This window comes from Microcoleus sp. PH2017_05_CCC_O_A (assembly GCF_020738785.1).
In the GTDB taxonomy this organism is placed as follows: Bacteria; Cyanobacteriota; Cyanobacteriia; order Cyanobacteriales; family Microcoleaceae; genus Microcoleus.
This window is the reverse complement of sequence record NZ_JAEQCB010000235.1, coordinates 1-10,871: the sequence shown is the minus strand read 5'-3', so window position 1 is coordinate 10,871 and position 10,871 is coordinate 1. Positions and strand designations below refer to the sequence as shown.

Annotated in this window: 9 protein-coding genes; 2 read left to right on the top strand and 7 right to left on the bottom strand. The window is 49.8% G+C overall.

The features are described from left to right. Positions 1-248: 248 nt before the first annotated feature. The 7 genes from JGK20_RS32345 to pilM form a co-directional block, all read right to left on the bottom strand. Entirely contained in the window at positions 249-1,526 is a 1,278-nt protein-coding gene (locus JGK20_RS32345) for a threonine-phosphate decarboxylase (protein ID WP_293233539.1), read from the bottom strand. Positions 1,527-1,541: 15 nt separating this feature from the next. Then, positions 1,542-1,835 (bottom strand): HU family DNA-binding protein, encoded by a 294-nt coding sequence (locus JGK20_RS32340; RefSeq protein ID WP_293148925.1) that lies wholly within the window; start codon positions 1,833-1,835, stop codon positions 1,542-1,544. Positions 1,836-2,878: 1,043 nt separating this feature from the next. Beyond that, positions 2,879-4,408, bottom strand: coding sequence for a secretin N-terminal domain-containing protein (locus JGK20_RS32335; protein WP_293233537.1), 1,530 nt, complete (start codon positions 4,406-4,408; stop codon positions 2,879-2,881). After that, a complete protein-coding gene (locus JGK20_RS32330; RefSeq protein WP_293233535.1) occupies positions 4,294-5,199 on the bottom strand; it encodes an AMIN domain-containing protein in 906 nt (301 codons plus the stop codon). The genes JGK20_RS32335 and JGK20_RS32330 overlap by 115 nt, the downstream gene beginning before the upstream one ends. Before the next feature lie 410 nt (positions 5,200-5,609). Next, entirely contained in the window at positions 5,610-6,410 is an 801-nt protein-coding gene (locus JGK20_RS32325) for a pilus assembly protein PilO (RefSeq protein ID WP_293182090.1), read from the bottom strand. After that, entirely contained in the window at positions 6,407-7,324 is a 918-nt protein-coding gene (locus tag JGK20_RS32320; protein WP_293182088.1) for a PilN domain-containing protein, read from the bottom strand. Before JGK20_RS32320 ends, JGK20_RS32325 begins: the two co-directional genes overlap by 4 nt. Before the next feature lie 458 nt (positions 7,325-7,782). Beyond that, the gene (pilM, locus tag JGK20_RS32315; RefSeq protein WP_293182086.1) at positions 7,783-8,877 is read right to left on the bottom strand and encodes a type IV pilus assembly protein PilM; all 1,095 of its coding nucleotides are present in this window, start codon (positions 8,875-8,877) and stop codon (positions 7,783-7,785) included. A 70-nt stretch (positions 8,878-8,947) separates the two neighbouring features. Here pilM and JGK20_RS32310 point away from each other — a divergent pair, with 70 nt between their 5' ends. Both JGK20_RS32310 and JGK20_RS32305 read left to right on the top strand, forming a co-directional pair. After that, positions 8,948-9,244 carry a hypothetical protein gene (locus JGK20_RS32310; protein WP_293182084.1) on the top strand — a complete coding sequence of 99 codons (297 nt, stop codon included), beginning with the start codon at positions 8,948-8,950 and terminating at the stop codon, positions 9,242-9,244. A 24-nt stretch (positions 9,245-9,268) separates the two neighbouring features. After that, positions 9,269-10,528 (top strand): sugar ABC transporter substrate-binding protein, encoded by a 1,260-nt coding sequence (locus tag JGK20_RS32305; protein ID WP_293233533.1) that lies wholly within the window; start codon positions 9,269-9,271, stop codon positions 10,526-10,528. Positions 10,529-10,871 lie beyond the last annotated feature (343 nt).

Here is a 10,871-nt window from a genome sequence, read left to right as displayed (position 1 = left end):
GAAAACAACGTAATTTCAACGGCCCACTCTTCAACCCGCGGAGGCGGGTTTTGTCTGTATAGGCGCGAATTCCATTCGCCCGCTCTTCTGGCATTCATTTCACGCCAAAATCAAAGATTATGACGTGAGATGAATTTCCGAGTTAACAGCTAAGGAACGAAAATTTAATAATTTAAACAGCTCCTACAGTCCTCTCTCCTATACTCTGGGAAGTAAAAGGAGGCAGAGCCTGGTAACAAGCAAGTCGATTAAGTTATTAAATTGCCATTCCTAATCACATCGGCAAGTCCAGCAATCAGTCGCAGATTGTCCGCCCGATCGCGCACGGCGACTCGAAAGAATCGATCGCCCAACTCAGGAAAACTCAAACAATCCCGAATCAAAATCCGGTGTTGTTGCAACAGACTTTTTTGAATTGCAGCCACCGACACCGAGGACTCAACTAACAAGAAATTAGCCGCCCCAGCCATTGGCCGCAAACCGGGTAAATCAGCCAAACCCTCAAACAGCTCTCGCCGAGCCCCAGGCAGCCAATCCCAAGTTTGCCGCTCAAAAGCAGCATCTCGCACCATAGCAGCAGCCGCAGCCGCAGCCAAGGCATTCACAGGCCAAGGATCGCGCAGCAACTGCCAGCGACGCAGGATGTCGGGATGGGCGATCGCACATCCCATCCGCAGTCCCGGCAGAGAATAGAATTTGGTGAGCGATCGTAAAATCACCAAATTCGGAAATTCCTCAACTAGAGCGATCGAACTTTGCTGCTCTGCTGGCGGTAGAAAGTCCATAAAGGCCTCATCCACCACCACCATACCCAACTGCTCCAAATAAGGCCGAATCGCCTCCCTACCGAAGAGCAAACCCGTAGGATTGTGAGGGTTGTTTAGCAACAAAGCTCGATCGGCGCCGAGAGCAAGAGGAACCGGGAGAGGGAAAGAAGGAGAGACAAGGGAACCGTTAGAAACCGATAAATCATCGCTTACCAATCCGTTTCCGGTTCCAGCATCCAACGATTTGAGATCCAACCCAGATGTTCCACCATTCTCAATTACTTGTTTGGGAACAGGCAAGATGCCTGTTCCACAAGAAAATTCATCCCTTGTGGAATGGGCATCTTGCCCGTTCTTGACAATGGTGCAAGATGTGAGATCCAAAGGACAATCGAGCACCTGCGCGCCGAAAGCCGAAAGAGCTCGCCAGTAATCGCCAAAAGCCGGAGTCACCAAATAAGTCCCCTCCAGCTTCGACAAATCCCAAGCCGCCCAAGTCAACAATTCCGCCGATCCATTCCCCGGCAAAATCCAATCTGGGTCAACATTCAATGCCTCACCCAAAGCAGTCCGGAGCTCTCCATAATCCGGGTCTGGGTAAGCCGTGAGACTGCTCAAATGAGCTTGAATCGCAGCCAGGGCAGACTCAGGAGGGCCCAAAGGACTGATACTGGCAGAAAAATCGAGAATAGCAGAGGGAGGGCAGCCAGCCAATGCGGCTGCCCAAGCTAAATTCCCACCGTGTACAGGTCTAATCAAGACTCAGTTCACCAATTAAATTTTGGGTTCTTTCGGCGGTGCAACTCTGTCCTTAAACAACTTACCTGCGGAAAATGCAGGAACTTTAGTTGCCGGGATTTCCATCTTGTCGCCAGTTTTGGGATTGCGACCCTCCCGGGCCTTGCGTTCCCGCGACTCAAACGAGCCAAAACCGACCAATGTCACCTTGTCGCCGTCGGAGACAGCTTTCATGATTGCTTCCAAGGCTGCACTCAAAACGGCATCTGCCTGTTTTTTCGTGACACTAGCATTTTCGGCCACTACATCAACCAATTCACCTTTGTTCATTCAGAACTCCTTCTGGGATTTGCAAAATACGTTAAACAGAGTTCAACTATTAGCTGTGAGTTGTAACTGTATTGGAGTTTGGGTTGAGAGCGTTTGGGTTATCCCCTATTACTCCAGCCCGCTTCCCCAATTAAGAACTCCTGCTGAATACTAATTACCCTAGGGTAATTGGTCAGAAAAGGAATTTTTGTTTTTAGTTGCTGAAAACCCGACAGCATCTAATTTTCACTGCATTATTCTAAAGTCTTGCCGACCCTTATGGATCGGTGGAACCTTTAATTTATATGGATTCGGACAATTTTTAGAATTAATACCTAAATTTAGGTAAAAAAATACCTCTTTGGAGAGAAGATTTCTTGCCTCCGTGGATTTGAAATTTGAAAATAAGTAAAAATAGCAGGAATAAAATGTCATTTGTCAAGGGTTAAACAAAACTTTTTTTCCTGATTCCTGATTGCTTCTGAGAGAAAGAAGGTGAATTAAAAGGAATAAAGTCTGAATTGTCAAGGGGAAAAGAAATATTTCTTTTCCTCGAACCTCTTCTCTCTTCCCATTCGTGTCACCAATCGCCTAAAAACCTTTGTATCTCTATCTCTCGTTTATAGCCGAGGCCCGATCCCCCTAAATCCCCCTTAAGAAGGGGAGTAGGGGTTGACTTTGAGAAGAATCCTGTCCCTCTCCCCGGATAGTCGTTTGTATCTCTCGTTTATAGCCGAGTCTCGATCCCCCTAAATCCCCCTTAAGAAGGGGAGTAGGGGTTGACTTTGAGAAGAATCCTGTCCCTCTCCCCGGATAGTCGGGGGACTTGGACGACGCTCTTCTCTCCCGGATAGTCGGGGGACTTGGACGACGCTCTTCTCTCCCGGATAGTCGGGGGACTTGGACGACGCTCTTGTCCCCCCCTTCTTAAGGGGGGTTAGGGGGGATCTAGACTCGGCAAATCGTCAGACAGCAGACCGGCACGACTTTTGACCTTAAGTTGACACCTCTTCCTTCATCCCGATGCCCTCTTTGCCCGATGCCCGATGCCCGATGCCCCATGCCTACTGTCTGGGTTGGACGGGCTGACTGCGCTGCAACAGTTGGCGGGCGTCGGGACTGATGTTGTTTTGGTAGCCAAAGTTCGATCGATCGCTATCATCCAAAATCTGGGGAGTCAGCAATACAATCAACTCTGCCCGCTGGTTATCCTTAGTGGTGCTCCTGAACAGCGAACCGATAATCGGCAAATCTCCCAAAATCGGAATCTTGTTTGCTGTAATCCGTTCTTCGTCGCGGATAATCCCCGAAACAATCAAAGTTTGACCGTCCCGCAGGCGAATTAGCCCCGATTGCAACGATCGCTCGCCCAGCAGCGTTATCTGATTGGTGTTCGCGCCCGTGGCCAGATCTCGAGTGGAGCCCGGTGTCCTGATAATCGGGTTCACCCGCAAAGAAACAAAGCCATTATCGTCAACCCGATCGATCGCCACCCCCAACTGCAAACCGGCCTTATCTTTCACTGCCGTCGTGGTTGTGGTACTTGTATTTCCCGTGGTCTGCGTTTGCTGAGTGATGTTAGTAATTATCTCATCAGTAATATTCACATTCGCCGTTTCTCCTTCTTGAACCACCAGAGTTGGATCGGTGAGGATTTTGGCATTCCGGGTTTCAATAGTTGCCTGCAACGCCGACAGGAACCTCCTCGGATATTGCAACAGCGGGAACAGGGCGAAAGTCGCACTGCCACCCGGGCCAGGCTCGTAAGTTTCAACCCCAACTCGTCCGGGGTTACCAGTAATTGCTGTCGGGCGGAGGAACACCCCGCCACTGTTAGGTACGTTGATTAAATTGCCATTCCGATCGTAGGTAGGAGTCCCTGTTAGAGGCACGTTGATTAAATTGCCCCTCTGATCGTAGATAGGCTCCACGGCTCCTATGGGGTTGGGGACGATCGGCGGAGTCGATCGATTGTTGGGATTGTTGACATCACCGACTGTAGCCGGCCGCAAGCCACCAAAATTGAGACTTGCTACTCCGTCCTGATTGACAAAGAAATTGTTATTAATTCCGAAAGAGAAACTGCTGCTACTTCTGTTGTTTCCCAGCAAGTTGACATCGATCACCTTGACGTTGACAGCCACTTGACGGCGGCGCAAATCTAGCTGAGTCAAGAAAGCTACCGCAACATCAACTTTGCGCGGATCGCCCACCAAAGTGATCGAATTGAGCCTCGCATCCGCCAGCACCGACAGTCCCCTCAGCAAGAGCGGCCCGTTGCCATCCTTGGCACCAATTGCCTTAATGTCCGGTTCCCGAATTTCCACATCCCGCGCCGTATTTCCCTGGCCCACGGTTTGAATAGTCACCCGAGTAATGGGGAGTTGAGTTTCTGCACCTTGAGCACTCAAAAAGTTAGCTGCATCGGTAGATCTGACTTGATTGAGTCGCAGCGTCCGAACGATAATATTGCGCGAGTCTAGAGGCAAATTAGAACCGACAAAAATCGTGCGCCCGACGCGGTTGGCTTGCAGCCCGCTGATCCGCAGCACGTAGTTAAAAACATCTTGCACCGACTCATTTTCGATGTCCAAAGAAATCTTCGGCCCTTCATCAGATGCTCCTGCTGCTCCCGGTGCGGCCGCCGGAGCGGCTTGGCCTGGTTGGCCGGGGGCCCCGCCGCCTGTAAAAGCAATGCGATATCTCCCAAGGGCGGCGCTACAGCCCGCGGCTGGAAAGACGGAGCTTGATTGTTCTGAGATTGTATTTCGCTGGGGAGGGGCGGGCGATCGTTCCTAGTAATAGTAACTTCGGGATTTTGCAGCATCACGCCCGGGGTTTGCGACGTGCGGACGGGGGCCGGCCGGGAAGTTGTTGGGCTCAGCGGCAGTCCTGGAGGTGGCGGAGGTACATTTTGGGCTTGGTTTAGCGAGGGCAATGCAGCCTGTGTTGCTGGGGCAGACTGCGCTGTCCCGCCCTGTCCGGCAACGCTGAGGACTATGCTTTGGCCTTGTCCGGGCACAAATTGTCCGTTGGGAATTCCGTTGGTTCCTGCCACTACAACGCGGATGCTGTTAGCTTCTACCTGGGTGATTTCTACTGAGGAAATGCCCGGAGCTGGGTTATCTTGCCGGAAGCTGTTGCCTTGGCGCAGGCGGAGCTGGGTGTTGGTAATCGTGGCTTGGTAGGTATTGCCGCTGTTGATGCCAAAAACTTGCGGGCGATCGCCCTTTTCGGTAGCTAGGACAATATTTACGCCATTATTAGCTTGACTTACTTGCACTCCTGTGACTTTAGTCGGCGCTGCCGAGACTGGCGCTTGGGCGAGCATAACTCCGGCAACGCTGCTCAAGAGTCCTCCACTTAACCGTAGATGCTGTTTCACGTTCTCTCCTCTACACTTTATTATTTATGGGCATGGGGCATGGGGCATGGGGCATGGGGCATGGGGCATGGGGCATGGGGCATGGGGCATGGGGCATGGGGCATGGGGCATGGGTTATTAGTTATTGGTTATTGGTGAGGGCCTACTAATGTCCAATGCCCAATGCCCCATGCCCTGGGAAGGCCGATGCCCACGGAGCCCTATGGGCACATCATCTTACTGAAACGAAGGCTATATCTTCTCGATTCGAGCCTGTGTTTGAAGGAAGAAGTTAGAATGAATTCGGCAAAAAGCCTAATTTTAGATTGCCATATATTTTTGTTCGCGGCATTCATATTTTGGCGTTCTATCTTCTACCTCCTGCTGAAAAAGCAACTTTCAAAAAAGAGCTAATATCAGCAATAATACGGCTACTTAGCAGCAGGACTTGGAGCCGGAGTTGGCAGTTTTTCTTCTTGCTTTAACGGCAGCAGCGCGTGCAAGTCAAAAGCCGTTTTAATTTTAGTTTGTGGCTGCTCCACAGGGACTATTCTTCCCTTCAAAAAATCTATTTGCATAGACTGAGTTGATGTTAGCAATTCAGATTTCAAATTCCTCACTACCAACAGCGACTGCATCAACTCCAAGTTACGCATGAAATTGCGGGTTTGAGCGAAACTGCCTTCAAACTCTACCTTATATTTTTTGCGTCTGAGCTTGCCAGCCAGGGACGGCCCGAAGGACGTATCGCTGAGAATATCAGGGTCGGGAGCTCCCGGCACGGGTGCTGGTGCTCCTGCTGGCGGGACATCCGGCTCAAATTTGGTAATTTTAGCCTTGAGGTCGTCCCCTTGCACGCCGGCGTTGATGCGATTAACCAGTTGGTTCATGTCAAGCAGCAGCGTGTTAGATCCTGCGTCGCTAGCAAACATTGCCGTCACGTTGGCCCGGCGCTGTTTGGCTTCTTCTTGCTTTGCTTGTGCTTCTGACTTTTTGAGAATTAGAGTTTGCAATTCGACTTGCGTTTTCTTGCTGGCGGCAATTTTTTGTTTAATTTCGTCGCTTTTTTGGAATTCCGGGAGTACGAACTGGGAGCCGACGTAGCCGGCTATTCCGAGGCCGAGAACCGCGATGCCTATTGCTTGGACTTGGGGTGTCAGCTTAATGCCAAATATTTCCTGAGTCCCTGCTTCTTCTGCTTGTGCCCCGCTGGGAATAAACTCTGCTGTCATGGTTTTTTCACCTCTGTTTTTTCTGGTTCTAGCACTCCTTTTTCTTGAAGTGTTTCTATCCGTATTGCTAGCCCGTCTGCTTGCTTGCTCCGCAGCTCGGGGAGCAACTCGGAGGCGCCAGTCGGGCTGAGCGTTGTTTCAATTTTATATTCCACCACCGGCCGCAGTTTGGGAAGTTCTGCTGCTGCTGCGTTTGGGTTCCGCACTTGTAATTGCGTGGGGTTGCTTTTTAATGTGGCCGCTACCAGTTTGGTATCGGTGTTGAGGAAGAAAGGAGAGCGCTGGACTAGAAGCATAAAGTCGTTAACTTGAGCAAAGGTACTGGCTATCCCTGAAATTTGTACTTTTGCCGCCTGTGGCGGGGCGACTGGGATAGGAGCAGCCACCGGGGTGGGGCTGGCTGGGGATGGACTCGCGCCGGGGGATGGACTCGCGCCGGGGGATGCGGCGGGAGTTGCCGCGGGCGGAGGGGGTGCTGCTGCAACGGGGGCGGGACTGGGGTCGATTTGCTCGATTTTGGCAATTTGCAGTCCGGCGGGAGTGCGGGCACTCAGGTCTTGCAGCATCGCCGACCAAGGTTTAATTTGGTCGAATACTCCGGCTAATGCTTTGTATTCGGCGGTAACTTTGTCGGTTTCGGCGTTGATGGCTTTGATGGCGTTGGCTTGAGTGCTTAACCTTGCCAGTTCTTGTTCGATGTTTGCTTGTTCTGTAGCCAAGCTGCTATTTTGGCTGGTCGCCCACCACCAGGCGCCCATGACGGCGGCATTGAGACCCAAGGCAAACAGCCCCGCCCCAATTAGGGGCAGTTGGTCTTTGGCTCCCCCGGAACTTCTTCTAGCTGAGCTTTTGGCTGCTGTGACTGGTTTGTAGTCGGGGCGATCGTTGAGAAAATTAATATCTAGGCTGTACATGGCTTCACTGGATTTTATAGCAGAAGGAAGAAGGAAGAAGGAAGAAGGAAGAAGGAAGAAGGAAGAAGGAAGAAGGCATGAAAGGCTTGGCTCAAGGTAAAAAGAAGGAAGAAGGAAGAAGGAGGAAATCCTGTGGAAGGTGCAATCTGCCGCATGGTTTGAGCAATTAAGAACGTCCCAACCGTCTTGGCTGTTGCTATAGATTTTAATTTGAAATTTTAGATTTTAGACAGAGCGCCAGATTGCCGGTATAAGTGAAGGATTTATTTAGGGAAGAAAGAAACAACTTTCTGCCTTCTACTGAAGGAAGTGGTTGCTTCTACCTCCGATATTCTACCTTTTACCTTTTACCTTTTACCTCCAATATTCTACCTTCTGTATCAGGGGGCTTCTTTTTGCGGAAGAAGCTTTTTCCTAAAATTCTCAAATCTGTTTTTCTATTATCTAAAACTCTTAGGTCACATTACCTCCCTGAGTCCTAAACCTAAGGCTACTCCTAAGCCTGCTCGCTGTTCTGGGCTAATTTCTTCGCTGATTTCGAGTCCTAGGGTTTCGATTGGGTCTACTTGAGATGCCGGCAAGCTTAATCTTTGCATGAAAAATTCGTCAAGTTTGCCGATCGCAGCTCCTGGCCCTGCTAGCAACAGTTGCGCTACTTCGAGTTCTTCGCTCTGGTTGAGGTAAAAGTCTACTGAACGGCGCAGTTCGTCTGCTAGTTCTCCCAATACTTTAATCATCGCATTGGTGCCGGGATTGGTGTCTCCCGATGCGCCCATTGTGTCTGTGACTGGTAGGGTCATGCCTTGCAGTTCGCTGGTGTCTCTGGTGGGAGGCAGGTTCATGGCTTGGTTGAGGGCGGTCTGGATTTGGTAGGTGCCGATCGGGATAGTACGGTTAAATTGCGGTATGCCGTCCACTACTATAGCTAACTCGGTACTGTCAAATTCTATGTCGGTGAGGACTGCTGCTTCTTGGGAGGAAAATTGTTGCAGTTGGTCTTTGAGGGTGCGGATCAGAGCAAAGCTGGTTACTTCTAACACGTCTATATCCAGTCCGGCTTCTTTGAAGGTTTCGATGTATGTATCGGTAACTTCTCTGCGGGTTGCAACTAATACGACTTGCACTTTTTCTACGCCGTCGTCATCTACAAATAGGCCTATTTTTTGATAGTCTACGTCGGCGTCTTCTCTGGGAAACGGCAAGTACAGCCCTGCTTCTGCGTTCATGTAATCCCGGAGTTCTTCTTCGTTGAGCTCTGCGGGAACTGGAATTAGCCTGATCACGGCTTCGCGGCCGGGAATGGCGGTGGCTACTTTCTTGGCTTTGATTTTGTTTTCAGCCATCAGGGTGCGTATTAGTTCTGCCATTCCCGGCGGATCGACTATTTGCCCTTCTTGTATGATGTCTTCTGGTACTTCCATTGAGGCTAGGAGACCCAATTTTAATGCCTGAGCTTTCTTTTCGATCTGAATGATGTTGATGCGATCTGGGGCTATTTCGATCCCGATTCCAGGCTGGCGTGGGGAAAGTAGACCTTTGAAAAAGTTAACCATAGGATTGGGTCGTCGGTAATTGGTATTTTTTTATGTTGTACGCTTGCCAGCCTGATTGGGCCGTTGGCTGTTGGAAGATTGGTTTCCAACTCCCGCCGATACTGCGATCGCTGCGATCTCGGTATCCCGCCTGATTCTGCGCTGCACAGTCTTTGTGGCGCGATCGCCAGTTTCGATTTTATGCTATCCAATTTACTTGACAATAGCTATTCTGTTGCGAATGTCAACAAATTTAAACTCGATCGACCGAAAACCTGCCGGTTATGCAGCAAAACCGACTCTCTCCCTCCCGGGCCCGCACACAAAACTCTGGCGCTTGAGCCCAGGAGGGCTTTGGGAGGGCGATGCTTGTTTTCTCCTTAGCTAACCTTGAATCTCAAAATTTATTTCTATGAAACGTAAATCTTGGCAACTGTTCGCTGTGTTTGGGCTGGTGGGGCTGCTGCTGGCTGCGGTGGTAAGTTGCAGCAAGCCGGCTGTTAATTCCCAGGCCAAGAATGCGGACGCGATCGAGTTTTGGACTATGCAACTGCAACCTCAGTTTACTGAGTATTTCAACAAGACGATCGCCGGTTTTGAAGCGGAAAATCCGGGAGTGAAGGTGCGCTGGGTGGACGTGCCTTGGTCGGCGATGGAAAGCAAGATTTTGGGGGCTGTGTCGGCGAAAACTGCGCCGGATGTGGTGAACCTGAATCCTGATTTTGCTTCGCTGTTGGCGGGACGCAATGCTTGGCTGGATTTGGACTCGCGGATTTCGCAGCAAGTGCGATCGAGCTATCTGCCAAATATCTGGAAAGCTAGTGTACTTGAGGGCAAGACTTTTGGCATTCCTTGGTATCTTACAACTCCGGTAACTATTTACAATACGGATTTGTTTAAAAAAGCTGGAATTACCAAGCCTCCGGCTACCTATGCCGAGTTGGCAACTGTTGCAAAACAGGTAAAAGAGAAAACTGGTAAGTTTGCTTTTTTTGCGACTTTTGTACCGGAGGATTCGGCGGAAGTGTTGCAATCTTTCGTGCAGATGGGTGTGCCTTTGGTGGACGCTCAAGGTAAGGCTGCTTTTAATACAGCTAAGGGCAAAGCTGTTTTTCAGTATTGGGTTGATTTGTACAAGGGCGGGCTGTTACCGCAGGATGTTTTGGTGCAGGGACACCGCAGGGCGATCGAGCTTTATCAAGCTGGAGAAACTGCTTTGTTGGGTTCCGGGCCTCAGTTTTTAAAGGCGATCGCCGAGAATGCTCCGAGTATTGGTGCTGTTTCAACTGCTGCACCTCAAATTACCGGAGAAACTGGCAAGAAAACTGTGGCAGTAATGAATTTAGTTATCCCTCGCGATAGCAAGCGCCCTGATGATGCTGTCAAGTTTGCTTTGTACGTAACTAATTCTCAAAATCAGTTAGCTTTTGCCAAGGCTGCTAATGTTTTGCCTTCCACGGTTGAGACTTTGCAGGACGGTTATTTTAAGAGCGTTCCGGCCGATGCTGCTTCGAGCGATCGAGCTAGGATTATCAGCGCTTCTGGGTTGGACATCAAGGATGTTAAGAAGTTGCAAAAGGCAATTTATGACAATTTGCAAGCAGCAATGTTAGGCGAAAAACCAGTAGAGCAAGCTGTCACTGATGCGGCGGCGGCTTGGAATCAAAGGTAGTTTTTTATTAAAGCTGGGGCAACTTTTTTTTTAGTTCGCCCCTTGCTTTTTTTTGCAACTTGACATATCATTAAATAATGGAAATCCGTGTCGCCATATATATAAGTCAATATCAGCATTAAAATTATCATCCTAGGTTCGTAGTGAGGACTTTAGTCCTTCTTTAGTACAACTAATATTATCGTTTCCGGTTGTATGGTCAGGTGATTTAACCGCAGAGAACACAGAGGACACAGAGAGAGAGAATAGAGATCTGAATGCAAGACGATGGTATCGGATTTGATATAGATTGCTCACGAGAAACCCGTGCGATCGCTCCTGCATATAAGTTATAATTAAACTA

What these genes read in the sequence shown, in the direction of transcription:
- JGK20_RS32325 (WP_293182090.1), bottom strand. Translation starts at nt 6,410, where the DNA reads ATGACAGCAGAGTTTATTCCCAGCGGGGCACAAGCAGAAGAAGCAGGG.
- pilM (WP_293182086.1), bottom strand. Translation starts at nt 8,877, where the DNA reads ATGGTTAACTTTTTCAAAGGTCTACTTTCCCCACGCCAGCCTGGAATC.
- JGK20_RS32340 (WP_293148925.1), bottom strand. Translation starts at nt 1,835, where the DNA reads ATGAACAAAGGTGAATTGGTTGATGTAGTGGCCGAAAATGCTAGTGTC.
- JGK20_RS32320 (WP_293182088.1), bottom strand. Translation starts at nt 7,324, where the DNA reads ATGTACAGCCTAGATATTAATTTTCTCAACGATCGCCCCGACTACAAA.
- JGK20_RS32305 (WP_293233533.1), top strand. Translation starts at nt 9,269, where the DNA reads ATGAAACGTAAATCTTGGCAACTGTTCGCTGTGTTTGGGCTGGTGGGG.